This is a genomic window from Reyranella sp. (genome assembly GCF_965279625.1).
GTDB lineage: Bacteria > Pseudomonadota > Alphaproteobacteria > Reyranellales > Reyranellaceae > Reyranella.
The window spans coordinates 997,384-1,019,550 of the sequence record NZ_OZ257251.1; the positions used below are offsets into that span (position 1 = coordinate 997,384).

Below are 22,167 nucleotides of genomic sequence, written 5' to 3' on the forward strand. Positions count from 1 at the left end.
CTGACCCGAGGAGAGGATCCGATGAAGACGACCGCCCGGTACCGTCACCGCCTGCCGCAGGACAATGGCGGCCTCTTCCTGACCGACGGCGGTATAGAGACCTGCCTCATCTTCGACGACGGGCTGGAACTGCCCCTCTTCGCCGCCTTTCCCCTGATGCGCTCCGCCGAGGGCCGCCGAGCGCTGAAGCACTATTACGAACGCTTCACAGGGATCGCACGGCGGAACGCCCTGGGATTCGTGCTCGAGAGCCCGACCTGGCGGGCAAGCGCCGACTGGGGCGCGAGGCTCGGCTTCTCGGTCGCGGAGATTTCCGCAGCCAACAGAGACGCGATCGCTCTGATGCGGGAGCTGCGGGACGCTCATGAGACCCCGGCGTCGCCTATGGTGGTGAGCGGCTGTATCGGGCCGCGCGGTGACGGCTACATGCCGGGCGAGATCATGTCGGAGGAGACGGCGGAAGCCTACCACACGCTTCAGGTCGAGGCCTTCGCTGACGCCGGAGCCGACATGGTCAGCGCCATCACCATGACCAATACGAGCGAGGCGATCGGCATCGCCCGAGCCGCGCGCCGGGCCGGGATGCCGGTGGCGGTTTCGTTCACGGTGGAGACCGACGGTCGCCTTCCGACAGGGCAAGCCCTGGGCGAGGCCATCACCCTCGTCGACGAGGCGACCACGAACGCACCCGCCTACTACATGATCAATTGCGCCCATCCCTCCCACTTCGAGGGCGCGATCGACCCGGAGCGAAGCTGGACGCGGCGCTTGCGCGGCCTGCGTGCGAACGCGTCGCGTCGCAGCCATCAGGAGCTGAACGACTCCCCCGATCTCGACGCCGGCGATCCAGACGAACTCGGGAAACAGTATCGTGGCCTCGTGCAGGCCCATCCGCAGATCAACGTGCTGGGCGGCTGCTGCGGCACCGACCACCGGCATGTCGAGTGCATTGCACTGGCCTGCAAGCCGGTGAGCGCGACGCGCGCCGTCTAGGCGAGCGTCTCGTACTGATCGGGCTTGAAGCCGACCAGCAGCTTGCCGCCCGCTTCCAGCACCGGCCGCTTGATCATCGATGGCTGGGCGATCATCAGCGCGATCGCCTTAGCCTCCGTGAGCCCTTCCTTGTCCTCGGCAGGCAGCTTGCGGAAGGTCGTGCCGGCACGGTTCAGCAGCGTCTCCCAGCCGACGTTACGGGTCCACGCTTCGAGACGACCGCGCTCGATTCCCACCGTCTTGTAGTCATGAAAATCGTAGGCGATGCCCTTGCCGTCCAGCCAGGTACGCGCCTTCTTCATCGTATCGCAGTTCTTGATGCCGTAGATCGTGGTCATGCCCCCACAATTCCGAAGTCACGGCTGGACGTCCAGCCCCTTGTAGAGGGCGGCACTGTAGATGCCGTGCGCCCGCACGTTCTTGATGCTCTTCCTGGCGACCAGAAAGAGCCGTGAATGCGCGGCCGGGATCATCAGCGCTTCATCATGCATGCGGCGCTGGATTTCCTTGAAGTACTTCGCCCGGTCGGCGTCGTTGGTGGCCGTTCGCCCGGCATCGAGGATGCGGTCGGTCTCGGCATCGTTCCACATCATGCGATTGGGCACCGGCCGGTTCTTCGAGTGGTAGTAGAGGTACATCTGGTCGCCGGCCGACGTATAGGGCACCGACAGCGTCCAGATGTCATAGTCCTGCTGGGCGATCTTCTGGAAGAAGACCGTGGGATCCCAGGTCTGGATCTTGATGTCGATCCCGACCGCCCGGGCGGCGCCCTGCAGAACTTCCGACAGTTTGGGATTCTGCCCCACTGTGTAGGAATACATCAGCAGTTCGAGCTTCTTGCCGTCCTTGTAGCGGAAACCGTCGGGACCCGCCGTCCAGCCTGCCTCGTCGAGCAGCCTCTTCGACTTGTCCGGGTCGCGCCTGGTCAGCACGTCGAGCGTCGCCGGCTCGAAGTCGAGCGCCTTTGGATGGACGAGCGATCTCGCCGTCTCGGCCTGACCAAAAAAGATCGCTTTGTTGATCTCTTCCCGGTCGACGAGGTGGGCAAGCGCCTGGCGGACCCGCTTGTCCTGCAGGTTCTCGCGCGTGCTCTTCAGGCCCCAGTAGTACATCGCGAAGTCGGCGGTCGGTTCGTACACGGCGAGATTCGGCGCCTTCTTGAAACTCTCGATCGCCTGCAGCGGATTCCAGTGGCAGAAGTCGGCCTGCCCCGAGAGCATCGTGGCGATGCGTGTCGTTTCCTCAGGCACGATCCGCCAGATCATCTTCGCGTATCTGACCGGGCCCTTGTTGGCGTAGACGCCGGTCGGCCCCCATTGGTAGGCGTCGTGACGCTTCAGTACGAGCTCCTTGCGCGGCTGCCAGCTTTCCCAGCACAGCGGCCCGGTGCCGTCGAAGCCCTTTACCCCAAAGTCGGGGCCGAGCGCGTCGACATTGTCCTTGTTGATGATGGTCGCGGCGAAGTTGGCAAGGTCGACCAGCAGCTCAGAATGTGGTCGCTTCAGCTTGTAGACGAGCGTGTAGGGATCCGGCGCGGTCAGACTGTCGATCTCGCCCAGCCGCCAGTAGAAGGGCCAGCGGGCCGAGGGGTCCGCCAGGCGCGTGAAGGAATAGATCACGTCGGCCGCCGTGAATTTCTTGCCGCTGCAGAAGGTGACGTCGTCACGCAACGTGAACGTGTAGGTGAGCCGGTCGTCGGAGATCGTCCACGACTTGGCCAGCAACGGATGGACACTCTTAAGGTCCCAGTCGAGCGCGACCAGCGTGTCGCCCATCATGAACATGGGATGCCCCATGCCGCTCGACGTATTGCTGTGAGGGTCGTACTTCGGCGCGTCCTGCGAGCGGATGTTCACGAAGATTTGCGCGGAGGCCGGCGTCGCGAGAGCGCACCAAGCCATCGCGAGCGCCAGCACGGCGCCCGTTGCTTCCTTGATCATGTCGCTTCCTCCCGCCGGTGTATCCCCGGCTATTGCAGGGAGCCTATCCGGAGTTGCAGGAACCGCCAAGCGGCTCGACGCCCGCCGCAGAGTTTGCTTAAAGTCTGCCCATGCCCATCGAGTACACAATCGATCACGACAAGCGCCTCGTCCAAGCTCGGGTGGTGGGCGTCATCGCCCTGAAGGACATCGAGGCCTTCACCGACGCGGTCGTGGCACAGAACGCCCTCACCTATCGCAAGCTGTTCGACGGCAGCCGGGGCGACGGGACCTACGACGATCACGATGTGATGATGCTCGCCGCACGGGCCGCCGCCTACGCGACCCTGGCCAGGCGCGGCTCCCTGGCGCTCGTGCCAAGGCCCGGAGTCGGCGCCGAACTCGCCAAGCGCTACATCAATCTCGGGAAGTTCGAGGGCCAGGCACAGATTTTCGATACCTCCGACGAGGCTCTGACCTGGCTCGATACCCAGCCGAAAAGCGAACCCTGATCAGGACGCGGTGGCGTTCGACTGCGCCAGCCGGCGCAGAGAGGCTGGCACCTGATCGTCCTCGGCCGGCTGATATACGACGCTGAACAGGGTGCGCGCCTTGGCCAGCGCTTCGCCGAAGCCCTTCTGTTCGCTTTCGAAGGAATCGAAGCCGCAGCGCAGCATGAAGGCGATCTGGTCCTGCAGGACGCCGCCCGTCGCCCTCAGTTCGCCGCGATAGCCCATCCGGCCTCGCAGCAGTCGGGCCTGACTGTAGGCCCGGCCGTCACTGAACTTCGGAAAGTCGAGGATGATCAGGCGCAGGCGACCGACATGCGGCGCGAGGTCTTCCACCGGATCGGTATTGGCCAGAGACACGGCCGGCCATTCGGGCCGGGCCTGCCAATCGGCGAAGGGCAGAGCGACGTAGGACGCAGGCAGACCCGCTTCGCTATAGAGCGCCATAGACATTCTCCTTGAAGGGCTGGGCGCCGATGCGCCGGTAGGTATCGACGAAGCGTTCGGCCGGTTGGCGGGCGTCGAGATAGGTCGCCACGATCGCGTCGACGGTTTCGACCACCTTGTCTGCCGTCACGGCGGGACCGAGGATCGAGCCGATCGCGGTCCTGCCGAAATCGACGTCGCCGCCAAGGCTGATCTGGTAGAGTTCGACGCCGTTCTTGTCGACGCCGAGGATGCCGATATGGCCGACATGGTGATGGCCACAGGCGTTGATGCATCCAGAAATCTTGATCTTCAGGTCGCCGATGTCGTGCTGGCGGGCGAGGCTCGCGAAATGGCTAGAAATGCGCTGCGCCACCGGGATCGAACGTGCATTGGCCAGCGCGCAATAGTCGAGCCCCGGGCAGGCAATGATGTCGGTGATCTTGCCGACATTGGCCTCAGCAAATCCCAGTGCCGCCAGCGAACGATAGACCTGCGGGAGGTCTTCCACGGCGACGTGGGGGAAGATCAGGTTCTGCTCATGGCTTACGCGAACCTCGGCCTGGCTGTAGGCCTCGGCGATGTCGGCAACACCGTCCATCTGGGCGGCGCTCGCGTCGCCCGGCGGCGCGCCGGCGGGCTTCAGCGAGGCCGTCACGATCGCATAGCCGGGCACGCGATGCGGCGCGACGTTCGACTTGAGCCACAGCGCGAAGTCCGGCTCGTCGAGACGCTGCGCCTCGACCTCGCCTGACACGGTGGGTCGCGGCGGCAGAACCGGCGGCGCGAACTGGCGGGCGATCGCCTCGATGCTCGCGGCCGGCAGCTTGAGAGCGCCATCGCGAGTCGCGGCATACTCGGCCTCGACTTCCTCGCGCATCTTCTCGACGCCGACCTCATGCACCAGGATCTTGATGCGGGCCTTGTAGAGATTGTCGCGCCGGCCATAGCGATTATAGACCCGCAGCGTCGATTCGAGATAGGCCAGCAGCTCTTCCTTCGGCAGGAACTCGCGCAGCGTCTTGCCGATCATCGGCGTGCGCCCGAGGCCACCGCCCACGATCACCTCGAAGCCGACCTTGCCCTGCTCGTTACGCCACAAGCGCAAGCCGATGTCGTGCACGCGCACCGCCGCACGGTCGTTCGGCGAACCTGTGATGGCGATCTTGAACTTGCGCGGCAGGAAGGTGAATTCGGGATGGAGCGTCGACCACTGGCGCACGATCTCGGCCCAGATGCGCGGATCCTCGATCTCGTCGATCGCGGCGCCGGCATAGTGGTCGGCGGTCACGTTGCGGATGCAGTTGCCCGACGTCTGCATCGCATGCATGTCGACTTCGGCGAGAGCCGCCAACGCGTCCGGCGCATCCTCGAGCTTGATCCAGTTGAGCTGCAGGTTCTGGCGCGTCGTGAAATGGCCGTAGCCGCGATCGTACTTGCGCGAGATGTCGGCCAGCTTGCGCAGCTGGCGGGAAGACACCGTGCCGTAGGGAATGGCGATCCGCAGCATGTAGGCGTGAAGCTGCAGGTAGAGGCCGTTGTGCAGGCGCAGCGGCTTGAACTGCTCCTCGGTCAACTCACCCGCCAGCCGGCGTCGCACCTGGTCGCGGAACTGCTCGACGCGCTCGGAAACCAGGGTCCGGTCGTAATCGTCGTACCTGTAGAAATGGGTATCAGGCATAACGCACCGCATCGGCCGCAATGGCCTCGAAGGTGAGGCCCGAGGCACGGATCTTCTCGCGAAGAGACAGCGGCTCGATCGTCCCCTCGTCATGCTCGACCACCGCGACGAGGAACGGATCGACCACGCTGAAGGCCTCGACCCGGGCACGCTCCAGCAGGATCTCGGCACCGCGCCTGTCGCGCGCGATCGCCGCGTGCTCGAGGCGATCGGTCCATTGGCCGGCCTCGTCGAGCCAGACCACCATGCCGTCGACCAGCCGGTTCGCCGAGGCGACCTGGAGGTCGCCACTCAGATTCTTGGCCATCAGGACACCTTTGCAAGCGGCGGGTTTTCGGACAGGGCGGCATAGGCCGCGACGTCGCCCACGATGATGAGGCTGGGGCCGGCCGCGACGCCCTTGGCGTGGGAAGCGGCGAGCCGCGCGAGGTCACCCAGCCGGCCGGTCGAGACCCGTTGACCGGGCCGCGTGCCGTTCTCGACGATCGCAACTGGCGTCGAGGGAGCGGCACCGGCGGCGAGCAGGCGATCGCGCAGGGCTGACGCTTCGGAAGCGCCCATGTAGATCGCGAGCGTATGGCCTTCGACGGCGAGCAAGGCCCAGGCGGGCTGCTTGCCGTCCTTGGCGCCGTGCCCGCTGACGAAGGTCACGGCCGACGCATGGCGGCGATGGGTGAGCGGGATACCGGCCGAGGCCGCGCAGCCCAGTGCCGCGGTGATGCCGGGCACGACAGTCCAGGGGAGCCCAGCCGCCCGAAGCGCATCGACCTCCTCGCCGCCGCGACCGAAGACGAACGGGTCGCCGGCCTTCAGCCGCACCACTGTCTGGCCGGCACGCACGCGCCGGACGAGCTCGGCGTCGATGTCGGCCTGCGCCCAGCTCGGACGACCCTTGCGCTTGCCGACAGAGACGATTTCGGCGTCGCGTCGGGCCCGCGCCAGCACGGCCGGCGGCACGAGATCGTCGTGCAGGATGGCGTCGGCCTCCTGGAGGAGCTGCGCCGCCTTCAGGGTCAGAAGATCGGGATCCCCCGGTCCTGCCCCCACGATATGGGCGATGCCGTAAGGCGTCAGTCGGCGCCGCGCCGCGTCGAGCTCGCCGAGCGCCACGCGTCGCGCCCCGGCCTCGTCGCCTGCCAGGGCAAGGCGTGCGGCCGGTCCCTCGACGAGCCGCCTCAAGAAGGCGCGGCGCCGCGCAGGGTCGGTGATCAGTGCATTGACCTGGGCCCGGAACGTCGCGGCGAGGCCCGCCAGCACGCCCAGCCGCTCGGGCAGCGCCGCCTCGATCCGCCCCCGCAGCACGGTCGCCAGCGTTGGCGAAGCGCCGCCGGTCGAAATCGCCACGACCACGCCGTCGCGATCGACGATGGCGGGCATGATGAAATCGCAAAGCGCAGGCCGGTCCGCCACGTTCACCGGCACCCCGGCCGCCTTCGCCACGCGGTGGACCGCTGCGTCCGCCGCCTCATCGTCGGTGGCGACGAAGACTGCCACGGCGCCCTGGAAATCCCGCGCCGTGACGGAACCGGCCTTGAGCCTGCGAACGTCGGCGCCCGCAGAGCGCGCCAGATTGGCGCGCAGATCCGCCTTCGCGCCCTCGCCCACGATCGCGACCTTGCGGCCGGCCAGATCGAATAAGAGCGGCAGGTGCCTCACGACACGGCCACGCGCAGCACGATGTTGAGGGCAAGCATGCCGGCGGCCTGCGAGATCGACAGGACCCACAAAGCAGCCTCGGAACGGGGAATGAACTTGGACATGCGGTTACCGCCTTTGATCTGGCGATATCTCGCACATAAGCCATGAGTTGAATTTCCGAAGGTTCTTCGGGAGGAAGCATTTCCTGCCGTTCAAGGCCCTCAGAAGGAAATTTTTATCGCCCTTGAAGCCGCCCCTTCCCTCCCCAAATCACCCTCGTTCCCCGCGCCCATCCGGGGCGGGAACGTCAACATCGCTCAAGAGAGGATGATCAAAATGCGTACTGTCGACTATTCTCCGTTCTATCGCGCCACCGTCGGTTTCGATCGCGTCTTCGACCTGCTCGACTCGGTGGCCAGCCAGTCCGGCGCCAACGGCTACCCCCCGTACAATATCGAGAAGGCCGGCGATAACGCCTACCGGATCGTGATGGCGGTTGCGGGGTTCGCGGAAGCCGAGCTGAACGTGACCCAGAAGGAGAACGAGCTCCTCGTCAGCGGCCAGGCCGCGCCGACCGAGGGTCAGGAAGAGAAGCAGTATCTCTATCGTGGCATTGCCGGCCGCAACTTCGAGCGCCGCTTCCAGCTCGCCGACCATGTGAAGGTCACGGGCGCGAAGCTCGCCAACGGCCTGCTTACGATCGAACTGCAGCGTGAGATCCCGGAAGAGAAGAAGCCCCGCGCGATCCCCGTCCAGGCCAGCAACGGTCAGGCAGCTCTCACCCACTAAGTAGGTAGCAGCCTACTGTCTCGAAGGGGCGTCGCGGGAAACCGCGGCGCCCTTTTTCGTAGCGTCTCTCCCTCCCCCGTGAGACGGGGGAGGTGAAGGTTTGTAGGCAAACTTCGAGTTACTTTGCGTACTTGCCGGTGAGCTGGGGCGTGTGCGGGCCCTCGCCGCCTTTTTCCTTGTGCTGGAGACGGGTGGTGCGGGCCCAGGTTCGCTTCAGCTCGTCCTTCACGCTGAACTTCAGCGTGCCGATCTTCTCGACCGTCAGCTCGATCTTGTCCCCGTCCATGAAGGAGTTGAGGCCGCGATGGTTGGTGCCGGTGGCGACGATGTCGCCGGGCTCCAGCGTGTGGATCGAGCTCACCCACTCGATGATGCGCGGGATGTGGTGCGCCATGTCGGAAGTGTTGAACTTCTGCATCACCGTGCCGTTGTTGGTCAGCGTGATGTCGAGGTTCTGCGGATCGGCGATCTCGTCGGCGGTGACGATGCACGGGCCGATCGGGGCGAAGGTGTCGCGCGACTTCATCTGGAAGAACACGTTGCCGGGCGGCGGCAGGCCGCGGGCCGAACCGTCGATGAAGCAGGTGTAACCGAAGATGTGCTTGAAGGCGTCGGCCTGTGCCACCCGCGTGGCGCGCTTGCCGATGACCAGCGCCATCTCCGCCTCGCCCTCGAAGATCGTGGCCGGCGCATCCGGCAGCACCATCGTGTCGCCGTCACCGATCACCGCGGTCGCGGCCTTGTGGAAGGCATTGATGGCGGGCTTCTCAGGCAGCGTACCGTCTTCCATGTAATTCACGGCCATGCAGACGATGTTGCCGGGCTTCGGCACCGGCGGCCGCAGCTTCACGCCGGACACCGGCACGCCCTTGCCGTCGGCGGCGGCCTTCTCGACCTTGGCCTTGTAGGCATCCCACTTGGCGATGAGGCCAAGGATCAGGTCCCGTGAATCCAGATGCGGAATGTCCTTCACGGCGTCGGTCACGTCGACGACCTGGTCGCCCTTGATGACGCCCAGGCGGTAGTCATTGAAATAGCAAAGCTTCACTTCTTCTCTCCCTCTTCGAGCACTTTCCTGGCGACGTTGGCAGCCGACATCGCGGTCGGCCAGCCGGAATAGAATGCGAGATGCGTGATGAGCTCGATCAGCTCGTCTTTGGTAACTCCGTTGTTGATGGCACGGGCGAAGTGTCCTGTCTGCTGCTCCGTGCGGTTCATCGCGACCAGCGCTGCACACGTGATGAGACTGCGGTCGCGCTTCGACAGACCCGGCCTCTCCCAGACGTCTCCGAACAACACATCGTCCGTGAGCTCGATCAACTTGGGGGCGAAGGACCGCAACGCGTCACGCGGATTGGGAGCCGGCGAGCGGGGCATGGAATCTCTCCTTTTCAGCACGGGAAGACAGGGCTAGTTTTCAGCACGGGAAGACAGGGCTAGCGTTCCTGCAAAGAGCGGAGGAAACAATGGCCATCATCAAGGCTGCGGAATTTGCGTGGCCCCGCATGGAAGCGCCCGATCTCGACGAAATGGAGGAGTTCCTCATCCACTTCGGATTGACCCGCGCCGAGCGCACACCAACTGCCCTCTACATGCGCGGCACCGACGATCACCCTCACCTGCATGTCACGCACAAGGGGGGCACGAAGTTCATCGGCTTCGCCTACCACGCCGCCGACGAGGAGGACCTGAAACGCCTCGCCCGGCTGCCGGGCGCCTCGGGCATCGAGACACTGGACGAACCGGGCGGCGGCAAGCGCGTGCGTCTCACCGAGCCCAACGGGTACCAGATCGAGGTCGTGTCGGGACAGCAGCGCGTCGAGCCGATCAGGGTCGCGCGCGACGAGCACAACACCGCCCGCGAACCCGGCCGCCGCGTCGGGCGGGTGATGCGGCTCGGCAAGTCGCCCACATCGATCCAGCGCATCGGCCACGGCGTCCTCTCCTCGCCCAATGTCACGGAGACCGTGGCGTGGTTCCGTGAGACGCTGGGCATGATCCGCTCCGACGACGTCTATGTCGGGAGCGAAGACAACATCATCGGCTCGTTCAACCGCCTCGACCGTGGCGATGCCTATGTCGATCACCACGTCTTCTTCTGTAATCACAATCCAAAGGCCGGCCTGAACCACGTTTCGTACGAGGTGCAGGACATCGACTGCGTCTTCCAGGATCACGAGTACATCAAGCGCCTGGGCAAGTACGACCATATGTGGGGCATCGGTCGCCACCTGCTGGGCAGCCAGGTCTACGACTACTGGTGCGATCCCTGGGGCCGCGTGCACGAGCGCTGGGCCGACACCGACCGCCTGAACGCAGCCAATGGCGGCAACCTGCTCAGCGCCGAGGAAGGCTTCCAGTCGCAATGGGGCGACCGGCCGCCGGACCGTTTCCTGGGTCACGCCAGCCCCTAGGGACGTTACTTCGTCTTGAACTTGTCCGGCAGGCGCTCCTCGTTGCCGAGCGCCACCTTGCGCACGCCCTCGCTGTCGGGGCTGGGCGGGAAGCCTTCGGAGGCACGCGGTGCCGGCGTCTCGACGACGGTGTTGGACAGGCGACCGACGCCGGTGACCTCGATGTCGATCGTGTCGCCGACCTCTAGCGGACGGGAGTTGGCCGGCGTGCCGGTCAGCAGGATGTCGCCCGGCAGGAAGGTGATGTGCCGGGCGAGATCGGCGATCAGGTAGCCGCAGTCGAATATCTGCTCGCTGACGGCACCCTCCTGGACCATCTTGCCGTTCTTGTAGCTGCGCAGCGTCGACCGTCGCACGTCCACACCCGACACCAGGCCCGGCCCGATCGGACAGAACCCGTCCATGCCCTTGACCCTCAGCATCGAGCCGGCGTCGGTGTCACGGAAGTCATGGCAGCCGAAATCGTTGGCCGGCGCGAAGCCGGCGATGCAGTCCCAGGCCTCCTCGCGGCTCACGTTCTTGGTGACCTTGGAGAAGACGACGGCCATCTCGCCTTCGTAGTTCACGTACTTGTAGCCCTTGGGCTTCACCAGCTCACCCTTGTGAGCATTGAGCGCCGTCAGCGGCTTCTGGAAGTACGTCGGCGTGTTGGGCGGCGTGTGCGTGTTGTTGAACTCGTAGTAGCGCGAGATGTAGTTCACATGGACGCACAGGATCTTGGTCGGAGTGCACGGCGGCAGGTGCACCACGTCCTTCTCGTCGGCGGTCCGGCCGTCGGCAAAGACGATCTTGCCATCCTTGAACTCGACCCAATAAGCGCTGCCGTCCTTGATGACGTGGCGGACTTCCTTGCGCGGTCCCTCGAGAACACTCATTTCACCTAACTCCCCTCACTGAACATCGAACCAGACATGGACATTGCCGGTACCGGCCGCGTTCTCGTATTCCGAGAGCTGCGTGCCGCGGGCACGGCAATCCCTGCCGCCCAGCGCCCCCATCATCTGCGCGTAGTGCGCGCCGTGACCTTCGTATTTGGCTGCTTCCAGCTCCGGGAACCGGTCGAGCACGGTGTCGTGTCGCCCCTGCTTCCAGAGTTCCAGTACCTCCATATCGAGCGCGCGATTCTTCGGCTCCGACACGTTGTCGGGATGCCAGACGCGCGGATTGGGCGGCACATGGTCGAGGTCGTAGAACTTGTGGCTCATCGCGCCCGAGGCCAGCAGCACGACCCTCGCATCCGAACGACGGATCGCCTCGCCGACCACGTCGCCCATCTGCAGGAAATGCTTCAGCTTGGCAGTCTGGCAGGTGCCAACGCTCAGGACCTTTTCACCACGACCGAGATAATGGATCACGTTGAGGGTCGGGTAATGCAGCGGCAGCGACTCCTCGACGACATTGCGCGCCGCGACCTTCTTCTCCGCAGCCACCCTCTCGACCTCGGCGGCGAGCGCCGGCGCGCCGGCATGGTCATAGGGAAAGCGCGTCATCGCGAACGGCAATTCATCGGAGGTGTAGGCGCCTTTGTAGTGCGCCGCTCCCGCCACGAGGTGGAGGGAAGTCGTGACCCAGTGCGTATCGAACAGTACGAACGTATCGGGCCTCACCTCGTCGATCTTCGCGCGGACGCGGTCGAAGCCTTCGATCAGGTCCGAATCGCGGCCGTTACCACGCTGGACACGTATCTCCCTGGGTTGCACCAGACCGGGATGGTGCGAAACGACGGCCGCGCCGACGATCTGGCCCATATGGACTACGCCCCTTTCGCCGCCTGGATGGCCCGCCAGACATTCTCCGCCGTGGCCGGCATGACCATGTCGCGGACACCGAGCGGCGCCAGCGCGTCGATCACGGCATTCATGACCACGGGCATGGCGCCCACCGTGCCCGCCTCGCCCGCGCCCTTGGCGCCCAGCGGATTGTACTTGGTCGGAACGGGGTTGGACTTGACCTCCATGCTGCACATCATGTCGGCGCGCGGCATCGTGTAGTCGAGGAAGCTCGCCGTCAGGAGCTGGCCGCTCTCGCGATCCCAGATCACCTGCTCACCCAGGATCTGGCCAACGCCCTGCGCAACGCCGCCATGGATCTGGCCCTTGAGGCCGATCGGGTTCATCACCGTGCCGACATCGTCGACCACGGCATAACGCTCGAGCTTCACCTCGCCGGTATCGGGATCGACCTCGACCTCGCAGACGTGGCAGCCGTTGGGATAAGTGTCTTTCTCGCCGAGATAGGTGGCGTTCTCATAGAGACCACCCTCGAAGCCGGTCTTCGGCCATTTGGTCGGATTGAAGGCGGCCATCGCGACGGCCTTCAGCGCCACGGTCTTGTCGGTGCCCTTGATCTTGAAGACGCCCTCGGCGAACTCGATGTCCTGCTCGCCTGCCTCCAGAAGATGGCCAGCCAGCCGCTTGCCCTTCTCGATCACCTTCTCCGCCGCCATGAACAGCGCCGAGCCGCCCAGCACCGTAGAGCGCGAGCCGTTGGTGCCCATGCCGAAGGCGACGCGGTCGGTATCGCCGTCGATGAACTGCACGTCGTGAGGATCGATGCCCAGTCGCTCGTTCAGGATCTGCTTGAACATCGTCTCGTGGCCCTGGCCCTGCGCCTTGGTGCCCATCAGCAGCGTCGCCGTACCGGCCGGGTTGAATCGGATCTCGGCATATTCGGGCTGGGCCGTGCCGGCGGCCTGCTCAATGGCGTTGATGATCCCGAGTCCGCGGAGCTTGCCGCGCTTCTTCGACTCTTCGGCACGCGCGGCATAACCCGCCACGTCGGCGAGCTTCAGCGCCATGTCCATGTTCTTCTCGAATTCGCCGCAGTCGTAGAACGGGCCGACGGGGCTTTGATACGGCAGTGCCGATTCCGCCAAAATATTCTTGCGCCTGAGTTCCACCCGGTCCACGCCGAGCTCGCGCGCCGCATCGTCGATCAATCGTTCGATCAGATAGATCGCTTCAGGTCGTCCGGCGCCACGATACGGAGCCGTCGGATTGGTGTTGGACAGTACGCCCACCACGTTGATGTACGCCTTGGGGATCAGGTAGACGCCCAATACCGTGCCGATCATGCCGAAGGGTGACAGCAGGTTGCGGTCCGAACCGACATAGGCGCCGATATTCGCCAGCATGTTGAGGCGCAGCGCCACGAACTTGTTGTCGGCGTCGAGCGCCAGCTCGATCTCGCCGACATTATCGCGGCCATGCTCGTCGGCCATCACGGCCTCGGAGCGCTCGCAGCACCACTTGACCGGCCGCAGCAGCTTGCGCGCCGCCCAGAGCGTCAGGCGATGCTCGACATACTGCCAGCCCTTGGTGCCGAAGCCGCCCCCGACGTCACCTGTGATCACCCGCATCTTGCTCTCGGGCACCTTGAAGACGTTCTGCGCCAGCATGTTGCGCACGCGATGGGGATACTGCACGTCCGCGTAGAGCGTCATGCGGTCCTCGCCCTGGTCGTAGACGCCAAGCGTACCGCGCGGCTCCATGTACTGGGCGTGCACGCGCGTGATGACATAGCGGCGCTTGATGACCTTGGCGGCGCCCTTGATCGCCTCTTCGGTCGCGGCCTTGTTGCCGCGCTCGATGAAGTTGGAAATGTTGTCCGGGCAATCGTCCCAGACGGCGGGTGCACCGGGCTTCACCGTATCCTCGGTCAGCGTCACCGAGGGGATCGGCTCATAATCGATCTCGACCAGCTCGGCAGCGTCCTTGGCTTCGGCCAGTGTGTCGGCAATCACCATCGCCACTGGATCGCCGACATAGCGCACGCGATCGACAACCAACGCCGGCCGCTGCGGGGCGTACATCGGCTTACCGTCGGGTCGCTTCCTCGGCATGTTGGCCTTGGGCATGCCGAGCCCGTCGGCAATCACGTCGTGGCCGGTGAGGACCGCGACCACGCCCGGCGCCCCGGACGCGGCCTTCGTATCGATGGACCGGATCTTCGCGTGGGCGTGCGGCGAGCGCACGAACACGGCGTGGGCCTGCCCCGGGAGGTTCACGTCGTTGACGAAGCGGCCCTGTCCGCGCAGCAGGCGCGGGTCCTCGAAACGCAATACCGGCTGGCCGATTCCATACTTGCTCATGAACTCTCTCCCGCGAACGCTCGATCTGACTCTAGGACTGGCTGACGACGTGGGCGAGCGGACCCCAGCGCGCCATGTCGGCTTCCACCCGCGCCCGGAACTCAGCCGGACTGGTGACGCGCGTGTCGTTGCCCAGCTCTTCCAGCTTCGACTTCACCTCCGGTCGCGCCATCGCCCGCTCGAACGCCTCGTAGAGGCGATCACGGATCGCGGGGGGCAAGCCTGCCGGCGCGGTGAAGCCCAGCCACGACACGACGTCGTAGTCTGGCAGCACCGTCTCGGCGATGGTCGGCACGTCCGGAAAGCCCGGATGCCGCTCCTTCGACGTGACGGCGAGAGCGCGCAGCTTGCCGGTTTTCATCAGCGGCTGCGCACTCGAGAATGTCAGGACACACATGTCGAGCCGGCCGCTGGCCAAGTCGTTGTAGGATTGGCCGGTGCCGCCCTTGTAGGGAACATGGGTCATCTTGATGCCGGTCTTTTCCAGGATCAGCTCCATCGCCATGTGCAAGGTCGAGCCGACGCCCGACGTACCGTAGGTGAGCTTGCCCGGTTCACGCGTGGCTTCGTCGAAATAGGCCTGCACCGTCTCGAAGCGCGACCCCGGCGCCACGGTAAGCACGAAGGGGAAGCGCGTGACGATCGAGATGAAATCGAAGTCCTTCAGGATATCGTAGGTCAAGGTCTTGTCGGTGGCCGATACGACCGCCTGCCCGCCCGTCATCAGGTAGAGCGTATAGCCGTCGGGCTTCATGCGTGCGATCTGGGCGGCCGCCAGCCGCTCGGCCGCGCCGGGGCGCGGCTCGATGACGATCTGCTGCCCCAGGATCTCGGTCAGCGGGACGCTGAGATGGCGGGCGATGGTGTCGGGATTGGAGCCGGCGTCATAGCCGTGCATCAGCCGAATGGTCTGCGACGGGTAGGCCTGCGCACGCGCAATCGCGGGAGCGCCCGCCGCCGCCGCCGCGGCAGACATCAGCAGAGTCCTGCGTCTCATGTTTCCTCCTCCTGTTTTTCATTGTTCGGGCCGTCGTTATCCCAACGGTCCCATGAACGTCTGACCCGCATAGGTGTCAGACATCGGCTCGATTGCCTCCGGCCAGTCCTTGCCGACCTTGCGGCGCAGCTCGGCAGGGCGTGGTTTGCCGTCCCAGCCAATGCGCTCCATGTAGTAGTGCAGCATGATGCAGTGGCCGGCCGGATCGAGAATGTGCGCGGCGTAGTCGACGCCGGGATAGAGTTCCGGCGGAATGGCGTCGGTGAACTGAACGCCATTCTTCTTCAGGAAACCCACCGCGTCGCGGAGCTGCTGGTAGCTGCCGACCTCGACACCCATCGAGGCACAGCTCGTGTCCGGGTTCAGTCCCAATTCGCCGCGCAGCGCCTTGGGGAACAGCGACAGCGAATGGTGTTCGCTGCCATTGCGCAGGAAGACGCAGCGATGGCCTTTCCAGGTCACGACTTCAGTGCGGATGAAGCCCATCGTCTGGGTGTAGAAGGCTTCCGACGCGCCGACATCGGCCACGAACAGGCTCATTGGCCCAATGCTCGTGACCTTGAACGGCCTCGGCAGGCGCGTGCCGGCAACAATGTATTCCTCGCCCGTCCGATCCTGGATGACGTTGCCCGCGTTGATGTCGATGCCCTTGGCGACCGCATCGCGCACCTCCTGCTCCTCGGAGATCTGCGGCAGCTCGGGCGTCTCGCGGAAGGCGCGGTAGTACATCGACTCCGGCTTGGAGCGGCCGTCCCAGCCGATCTGCTCCATGCCGTAGTAGAGTTCGACCGTGTGCCCATCCGGATCGCGAATATAGGTGTGCCAGTTGCTGCCCGGCATGTCGCGACCGACCCTGCGAATCTCGACATCGCGCTCACGGAAGTAGTCCGCCGCGGCGAAGACCTCATCCATCGTGCCGACCTGCCAGGTGATCTGATTGACGGTGACGTCGCGCGAGACCGCGTCGTCGCCGAAGATCGCGCCCAGCGATTTGTGAGCCAGCAGGAAGGCGTGATGGTCGGAATTGTGGCTCATGAAAACGATGCGCGGATCCTGAAGACGCTTGGCCATCTCCTCGCGCCCCGGCACCTTCGAGAAATCGCGCGTGTCGGTGACGCGGAAGCCCAGCAGATGCTGATAGAAATCGAGGCCCTTTTCCATGTCGGCCACGTTGAAGCCGAAATGGCCGAGCCGGCGGATCTTGAACGGCCGCGGATAGCGCACGCCGCCGACATCGTAACTTGCTGCCTTCTGAATCGTATCCATGGCGTCTCTCCCTAGTTCTTGCGGCGCTTACCGGGCTTGAGCACGCGGGCGTTGCCGCGGATCAGGCCAGGAACGTCGGCCACCGCCTGCTCGACCGTGGTCCGGATGTGCTGCTCCAGCAGAGAGCAGGCGAGATCGGAGTCGCGTGCCAGCACGGCGTCGCGAATCTCGAGATGCTCGTTCCGGCGATGCAGCCGGCTGTGGATCATGGTCAGCCAGTGGTACCGGCGCGCCTGATCGAACAGCTCGCTGCGGTAATGAAGCGACCAGGGCGAACGGCAGGTCGCAACCAGCGCATCGTGGTAGCGCTTGTGGCGCTTGCCCCACTCCTGCTTCACGGAAAGCGGATCGTCCGGCTTGGGCGCCGCGAGCTTGCTCAGCAGGAAGTACGAGCTGACGATCTCGGCTTCCCAGGCATCGGTGCCGTGGCGAATGGCCTCCGCCAGCGTCTTGGTCTCGAGATAGACGCGCAACTCCGAGAGATCGAGGAAGTCCGCCAGCGAGATCGGCGACACCTGGAAGCCGCGGCCCGCCTCGGTGCGGGCGAGCCCCTCCGAGACGAGGTGCGACAGTGCCTCGCGCAGGGTGCCGACGCTGGTGTCGTAGCGCTGGCGCAGTTCCCCGAACTTCAGCTTCTGGTCGGGCTTCAGGACGCAACACAGAATGTCCTCGCGCATCTTGCGCAGGACGTCGAAGGTCGCCGCGTCCTCGCGGCTGACATCCTGGGGCGCGGTCGTCGCCGACAGGTTCTCGTTGGCGCCCTCAAACGGGGTGGTGGGCAGGACTTTGGCCATGAAGGCTCCTCAAACTCCCAGATAGGCTTCGCGGATGTGCGGCTGCTTCATTAGCTCGTCCGGCAGGCCTGTGGCCACGATGCGCCCCTGCTCCAGCACGTAGGCGCGGTCGGCGACGCTCAGCGCCTTCACGACGTTCTGCTCGACCAGCAGCACGGCGACGCCCTCGTCGCGCACCCGGACGATGATGTCGAACATGTCGTCGACGATGGTCGGGGCGAGACCAAGCGACGGCTCGTCGAACAGCACGATGCGCGGCTGCGCCATCAGCGCCCGGCCGATCGCCACCATCTGCTGCTGGCCGCCCGACAGCTCCCCGGCCGGCTGGGCCCGCTTCTGCCGCAGGATCGGGAACAGGTCGTAGACCCGCTCCAGCGACTGCGCCCGCGCCGCGCGAGGGCCCGGCAGATAGCAGCCCAGTTCGAGGTTCTCCTCGACCGTCATCTTGGTGAACAGCCGCCGCCCCTCCGGCACCAGCGCGATACCGTGACCGCAATAGCCGTGCGGGCGCACGCGCTTCATGTCGGCGCCATCGAAGCGCAGCTCGCCTTCCCGGTAGCGCAGCATGCCCGCAATGGCGTTGATCAGGGTCGTCTTGCCGGCGCCGTTGGGGCCGATCACCGACACGATCTCGCCGGCATCGACGTCGAGCGACGCGTCCCACACCGCAGGGGCATCGCCGTAGCCGACATGGAGGTTGCGGACTTCAAGCAGCATAGGCTTTGCCGAGATAGATGCTGACGACGCGCGGATCGCGCATGACCTCTCGCGGGGCGCCCAGCGCGAAGACCTTGCCTTCGTTCAGGACGGCCACCCGGTCCGACAGTTCGACCACGGCACGCATGAGATGCTCGACGAACACGATGGTGGCGCCCTGGGCCCGGATCGCCCGCACCAGACGGATGGCATTGTCGACCTCGGCCGGATTGAGCCCCGACAGGACCTCGTCGAGCAGCAGCAGCTTGGGCTTGGCCGCCAGAGCGCGGGCCAGTTCCAGGAACTTGCGCTCGTGCAGGTTCAGCTCGGCCGGCAGCGCCTCTTCCTTGCCGGCAAGGCCGGTGAAGCCGATCCAGTGCAGCGCTTCGGTTCGTATTTCAGCCGCACTGCGTGGTGGCCCGCCGAAGGTCGCTGCCAGCGCCACATTGTCGAGCACCGTCATGTTCGCAAACGGCCGCGGGATCTGGTAGGTGCGCGCCACGCCGCGGCGCGCGATCTCGTGGGCGGGCAGGTTGCCGATTTCGGCGCCGTCGACCGTGATGGTGCCGCCGCTCAGTGGATAGAAGCCCGAGATGACGTTGATCAGCGTGGTCTTGCCCGAGCCATTGGGTCCGACGAGCCCCAGGATCTCGCCTTCGCGCACGTCGAGGTCGACGCCCCCCAGCGCCTGCAGGCCGCCGAACCGCTTCGCCGCTCCCCTGGCCTCCAGGATGTTGCGCGTACCGACATGATGCGGCGTATCCGGCACGACCGGCACCACAGCGGCGTGCGGTTTCGTCGCGACAGGACGCCGCCGCTTCAGCCACGCCTTGAGCGCCGGCACGATCCCGTCGGGCAGCCACAGGATTGCCAGGATGAGGATCAGCGCGACCACGGCGCGACCGACCATCGCCTCCCCACCGCTGATGAAGGCGTACAGCAACGTCGTGATGAGCGTGGCGCCGATCGCGGGGCCGAACCAGTTGCGCGAACCGCCCAGCACGCTCATCAGCACGACGTAAAGCGGCACGGTGAGTTCGAACGTCCCGCCCACCGTCAGGAATCCGACATACATCGCGTGGATGCCACCGACGGCACCGGCGATGCCCGACGACAGCGCAAACGCGATCAGCTTGTAGCGGAAAGTCGGCACGCCCTTGGCTTCGGCGACATCCTCGTCGTCATGGATGGCGAACAGGCCGAGGCCCAGACGTGAATGGGCGACCCACCAGGCGATGCCGAGCGTGAGCAGGCACATCAGGAAGCCCAGCACGTAGATCGTGCCGGTCTGGGTCGGCATCAGATGGGGCAACGGCACGGCACTCATGAAGACGCCGGCGCCGCCATCGATCGGCGTGTTGAGAATGATCGTGGCGATGACGAAGGTCACGGCGAGCGTCAGGAGCGCGAACAGTTCGCCGCGCAGCCGTTTCATGCGGAACACGACCGCGCCGATACCGACCCCAAGCAGGGCCGCCATCGCTGCGGCGAGCGGCACTGTCGCGAGGAACGGCATGTCCGCCTTGGTCGTGAGCGTCGCGGTCGTGTACATGCCGACGCCGAAGAAGGCGGCGTGCCCCAGGCTGAAATAGCCTGCGAAGCCCGACAGCAGCGCCCAGCTCGTCGACAGGGAGACCCAGAAGAAGACGAGATAGAAGAACGAGTCGTAGAAAGCCGGCAGGCCCGCCGTCGGCAGGATCGCGAAGATCGCGATGCCCAGCACTGCTGCGGCCTTGGGAAGGGTTTGTCCGGCCGTCATGACCACTCCGGATCCCACAGCAGGATGGCGATCAGCACCGAAAAGGATACGACCGGCGCCCAGGCCGGGCTGAGGACCGCCATGGCGATCGACTCGCTGGCGCCGATCAGCATGCCCGCGGCCAGTGCACCCAGCGGATTGCCGAGTCGGCCGATGATCACCACCGCGAACACGACGCCCAGCCACGCCCAGATCTGGGCCGGCGCCAGGGTCGCGATCAGGGCGATGAAGGTGCCGGCGACGCCGGCATAGGCCGCGCCGATCCCTGAAACGAGATAGGCGAGCTTGCGATGATCGATGCCGTAGGCGGCAGCGATGTCGGCATCCTCCGCACTCGCCCGCAGCGCCTTGCCGACATAGGTCTTGCGCAGCCACAGCCATGTGCCCCAGGCGAGCACGCCGGCGACCAGGCACAGGATCAGTTCGAGCACCGGAATGTAGAACGGCCCCGCCTTGATCGACCAGGTCGCGTAGTGCGTCTCGAAGCGGCGATAGTCCGCCGTCCAGTAGAGCTGGATGCCGACCTCGAGCATGACGGCGAAGCTGAAAGTGATCAGCAGCGAGCCCAGCTCGTTCACCTTGAAGCGGACGAACACCCAGTGCTGCGCCAGTCCAATGGCGAACATTGCCGGCACGATGAGCAGCACCGACCACCACGGGTCGACGTGATAGGTGGTGCCCAGCTCGTAGGTCAGGTAGGCCGCCAGGAAGGCAAGGGCGAAATGGCTGAGATTGACCAGCCGCAGCAGCCCCCAGCTCAGGCTGAGGCCCAGCGCCAGCAATCCGTACATCCCGCCGGCCAGGACGCCCGAGATCAGCGCCTGACCGAGAAGCGTTGCGCTTGGCATCCGTCGTTACGGCAGCAGCTTCACGCCGGGTGCCGCGAACTCCCTGGGCCAGACGACCTTCCACTCCTTGTTCTGCACCTGGCGGATGAGCTGCGCCGGGGCGCCATGATTGTAGGGACCGTCGAACTTGAGCGGACCGTAGATCGTGTTCACCACACTCTTCTTCAGGAAGGCCGCGATCTGCTTGTCCTCGAGGCTCTTGGCGCCGTTCACGCCCTGCTCAAGGATCTGCCACTCCGAGACCATGCCGGCGGCCTGCGCATCGATGTGCGGATAGGGCAGGTTCGCCTTGGTGGCGCGCTCCTTGTAGGCCTCGGCGATCCTGGCGACGCCCGGCCGGCTCATGAAAGGCTCGTCGGGTTCGAGGAACGTCGAGGACCAAGCGAGATTGCCGTCGGGCGACAGGGCCAGCGGACCGGGCGCGGGATAGAGGTGGAAGCTGCCCTTCGGGGTGTAGTCGAGCTTGCGCAGCGCTTCGAGGATCTGGTTGCTCTCCAATCCCAGCGAACCAACCCACAGGAAGTCGGCATTGGCCTCCTTCACGCGTGCGGCGATGGCGCCGAAGTCGCGGTTGCCCGCCTCGTATTCCAGGTAGAGCGGCACCTTCACGCCGCGCTTCTCGGCCTCGGTCTTCATGCCGTGCGCCATGAACTGCGCCGACGGGAACTTGCTGGTCAGCACCACCATAGTCCTGGGCGGTGCCGGCAGGGTGGCCATCGCATCCAGGATCACGTTGGGATAGGTCTTGTCGGGCTCCGGACCGAATGGTGTCGCCGGAAACGCCATGTCGTAGGTCTGGAGCTTCGGGATGCCCATGCTGCTCTGGATGATGACCTTGCCGTAACGCTGGGCTACCCCCATCGCCGCCAGGATCGGCGCCGTCGCATAGGGCCCCTGGATCAGGTCGACCTTGTCGACGGTGATCAGCTTCTCGTAGAGGCTGCGCGCCACATCCGGCTTGGACTGGTCGTCGAGCAGCACATACTCGACGGGGCGGCCGAGGAAGCCGTCGCGGCTGTTGATCTCCTCGACCATGATCTCCGAGGCGATCTTGTGGATGACCGCGGTCTGCGCCAGGAACCCCGTCAGTGAGAGCGTGCCCCCCACGCGGACCGGCTTGCCCGAAGGCGCAGCGCGCACGATGGCCGGCGCTGCCAGCATCGCCGTCGAACCCAACAATCCCGCCAACACATGGCGACGCCGCCATGAGCCCATCCGCTCGCGCATGCCGTTTCCTCCTTCGACGTTTGCTTAATTTGAACGTCGTTGAAAGAGATCGTGACGGAGGAATTCTCGTAAGTAAACGGATTTTCGAAACTTTTCAGAACATTGAATGTGAATCGTTCTG

The 22,167-nt window shown here is 65.2% G+C and carries 22 protein-coding genes; 4 read left to right on the forward strand and 18 right to left on the reverse strand.

Annotated features, from left to right (window positions below; translation table 11 throughout):
* Positions 1-21 precede the first annotated feature (21 nt).
* Positions 22-993 (forward strand): homocysteine S-methyltransferase family protein, encoded by a 972-nt coding sequence (locus tag ACQY78_RS04795; RefSeq protein ID WP_428683261.1) that lies wholly within the window; start codon positions 22-24, stop codon positions 991-993.
* Here ACQY78_RS04795 and ACQY78_RS04800 read toward each other — a convergent pair.
* Both ACQY78_RS04800 and ACQY78_RS04805 read right to left on the reverse strand, forming a co-directional pair.
* Entirely contained in the window at positions 990-1,331 is a 342-nt protein-coding gene (locus tag ACQY78_RS04800) for an ArsC family reductase (protein WP_428683263.1), read from the reverse strand. The genes ACQY78_RS04795 and ACQY78_RS04800 overlap by 4 nt on opposite strands.
* 18 nt (positions 1,332-1,349) lie before the next feature.
* Positions 1,350-2,933, reverse strand: coding sequence for an ABC transporter substrate-binding protein (locus ACQY78_RS04805; protein WP_428683265.1), 1,584 nt, complete (start codon positions 2,931-2,933; stop codon positions 1,350-1,352).
* A 110-nt stretch (positions 2,934-3,043) separates the two neighbouring features.
* Here ACQY78_RS04805 and ACQY78_RS04810 point away from each other — a divergent pair, with 110 nt between their 5' ends.
* Positions 3,044-3,424, forward strand: coding sequence for a hypothetical protein (locus ACQY78_RS04810; RefSeq protein ID WP_428683267.1), 381 nt, complete (start codon positions 3,044-3,046; stop codon positions 3,422-3,424).
* On the opposite strand, the gene ACQY78_RS04815 is transcribed toward ACQY78_RS04810, so the two are convergent.
* Genes ACQY78_RS04815 through cysG form a run of 4 tightly spaced genes read right to left on the reverse strand, consistent with a single transcriptional unit; the run spans position 3,425 to position 7,184 of the window.
* Positions 3,425-3,868, reverse strand: coding sequence for a DUF934 domain-containing protein (locus ACQY78_RS04815; RefSeq protein ID WP_428683269.1), 444 nt, complete (start codon positions 3,866-3,868; stop codon positions 3,425-3,427).
* Positions 3,855-5,528, reverse strand: a complete 1,674-nt coding sequence (locus tag ACQY78_RS04820; protein WP_428683271.1) for a nitrite/sulfite reductase — start codon at positions 5,526-5,528, stop codon at positions 3,855-3,857. The genes ACQY78_RS04815 and ACQY78_RS04820 overlap by 14 nt, the downstream gene beginning before the upstream one ends.
* Positions 5,521-5,835, reverse strand: a complete 315-nt coding sequence (locus ACQY78_RS04825; RefSeq protein ID WP_428683273.1) for a DUF2849 domain-containing protein — start codon at positions 5,833-5,835, stop codon at positions 5,521-5,523. Before ACQY78_RS04825 ends, ACQY78_RS04820 begins: the two co-directional genes overlap by 8 nt.
* Entirely contained in the window at positions 5,835-7,184 is a 1,350-nt protein-coding gene (gene cysG / locus ACQY78_RS04830) for a siroheme synthase CysG (protein WP_428683275.1), read from the reverse strand. The genes ACQY78_RS04825 and cysG overlap by 1 nt, the downstream gene beginning before the upstream one ends.
* A 318-nt stretch (positions 7,185-7,502) precedes the next feature.
* Between cysG and ACQY78_RS04835 the strand changes: the two genes are divergently transcribed.
* Positions 7,503-7,955 (forward strand): Hsp20 family protein, encoded by a 453-nt coding sequence (locus ACQY78_RS04835; protein ID WP_428683277.1) that lies wholly within the window; start codon positions 7,503-7,505, stop codon positions 7,953-7,955.
* A 118-nt stretch (positions 7,956-8,073) separates the two neighbouring features.
* Here the strand turns inward: ACQY78_RS04835 and ACQY78_RS04840 are convergent, their stop codons facing one another.
* Together ACQY78_RS04840 and ACQY78_RS04845 are read right to left on the reverse strand one after the other, a co-directional pair.
* A complete protein-coding gene (locus tag ACQY78_RS04840; protein ID WP_428683279.1) occupies positions 8,074-9,003 on the reverse strand; it encodes a fumarylacetoacetate hydrolase family protein in 930 nt (309 codons plus the stop codon).
* Positions 9,000-9,332 carry a carboxymuconolactone decarboxylase family protein gene (locus ACQY78_RS04845; protein ID WP_428683281.1) on the reverse strand — a complete coding sequence of 111 codons (333 nt, stop codon included), beginning with the start codon at positions 9,330-9,332 and terminating at the stop codon, positions 9,000-9,002. Before ACQY78_RS04845 ends, ACQY78_RS04840 begins: the two co-directional genes overlap by 4 nt.
* An 89-nt stretch (positions 9,333-9,421) precedes the next feature.
* On the opposite strand from ACQY78_RS04845, the gene ACQY78_RS04850 reads away from it, so the two are divergent.
* On the forward strand, positions 9,422-10,369 hold the full coding sequence (locus ACQY78_RS04850; RefSeq protein WP_428683283.1) for a hypothetical protein: 948 nt from the start codon (positions 9,422-9,424) through the stop codon (positions 10,367-10,369).
* A gap of 5 nt (positions 10,370-10,374) precedes the next feature.
* Here the strand turns inward: ACQY78_RS04850 and ACQY78_RS04855 are convergent, their stop codons facing one another.
* The 10 genes from ACQY78_RS04855 to ACQY78_RS04900 are packed head-to-tail and all read right to left on the reverse strand — an operon-like array spanning position 10,375 to position 22,046.
* On the reverse strand, positions 10,375-11,244 hold the full coding sequence (locus ACQY78_RS04855; RefSeq protein ID WP_428683285.1) for a fumarylacetoacetate hydrolase family protein: 870 nt from the start codon (positions 11,242-11,244) through the stop codon (positions 10,375-10,377).
* A gap of 15 nt (positions 11,245-11,259) precedes the next feature.
* Complete coding sequence (locus tag ACQY78_RS04860) at positions 11,260-12,117, reverse strand: hypothetical protein (RefSeq protein ID WP_428683287.1); 858 nt, start codon at positions 12,115-12,117, stop codon at positions 11,260-11,262.
* 5 nt (positions 12,118-12,122) lie between these two features.
* Complete coding sequence (locus ACQY78_RS04865; RefSeq protein WP_428683289.1) at positions 12,123-14,459, reverse strand: xanthine dehydrogenase family protein molybdopterin-binding subunit; 2,337 nt, start codon at positions 14,457-14,459, stop codon at positions 12,123-12,125.
* A 31-nt stretch (positions 14,460-14,490) separates the two neighbouring features.
* Entirely contained in the window at positions 14,491-15,456 is a 966-nt protein-coding gene (locus ACQY78_RS04870; RefSeq protein WP_428683291.1) for a Bug family tripartite tricarboxylate transporter substrate binding protein, read from the reverse strand.
* A 36-nt stretch (positions 15,457-15,492) separates the two neighbouring features.
* A complete protein-coding gene (locus ACQY78_RS04875; protein WP_428683293.1) occupies positions 15,493-16,722 on the reverse strand; it encodes a VOC family protein in 1,230 nt (409 codons plus the stop codon).
* Between the two features lie 11 nt (positions 16,723-16,733).
* Entirely contained in the window at positions 16,734-17,516 is a 783-nt protein-coding gene (locus ACQY78_RS04880; RefSeq protein WP_428683295.1) for an FCD domain-containing protein, read from the reverse strand.
* Positions 17,517-17,525: 9 nt separating this feature from the next.
* Positions 17,526-18,233 carry an ABC transporter ATP-binding protein gene (locus ACQY78_RS04885; RefSeq protein WP_428683297.1) on the reverse strand — a complete coding sequence of 236 codons (708 nt, stop codon included), beginning with the start codon at positions 18,231-18,233 and terminating at the stop codon, positions 17,526-17,528.
* Entirely contained in the window at positions 18,223-19,971 is a 1,749-nt protein-coding gene (locus ACQY78_RS04890) for a branched-chain amino acid ABC transporter ATP-binding protein/permease (protein ID WP_428683299.1), read from the reverse strand. The genes ACQY78_RS04885 and ACQY78_RS04890 overlap by 11 nt, the downstream gene beginning before the upstream one ends.
* The gene (locus tag ACQY78_RS04895; protein ID WP_428683301.1) at positions 19,968-20,819 is read right to left on the reverse strand and encodes a branched-chain amino acid ABC transporter permease; all 852 of its coding nucleotides are present in this window, start codon (positions 20,817-20,819) and stop codon (positions 19,968-19,970) included. The genes ACQY78_RS04890 and ACQY78_RS04895 overlap by 4 nt, the downstream gene beginning before the upstream one ends.
* Positions 20,820-20,825: 6 nt before the next feature.
* Positions 20,826-22,046, reverse strand: coding sequence for an amino acid ABC transporter substrate-binding protein (locus tag ACQY78_RS04900; RefSeq protein WP_428683303.1), 1,221 nt, complete (start codon positions 22,044-22,046; stop codon positions 20,826-20,828).
* Between the last annotated feature and the right edge of the window lie 121 nt (positions 22,047-22,167).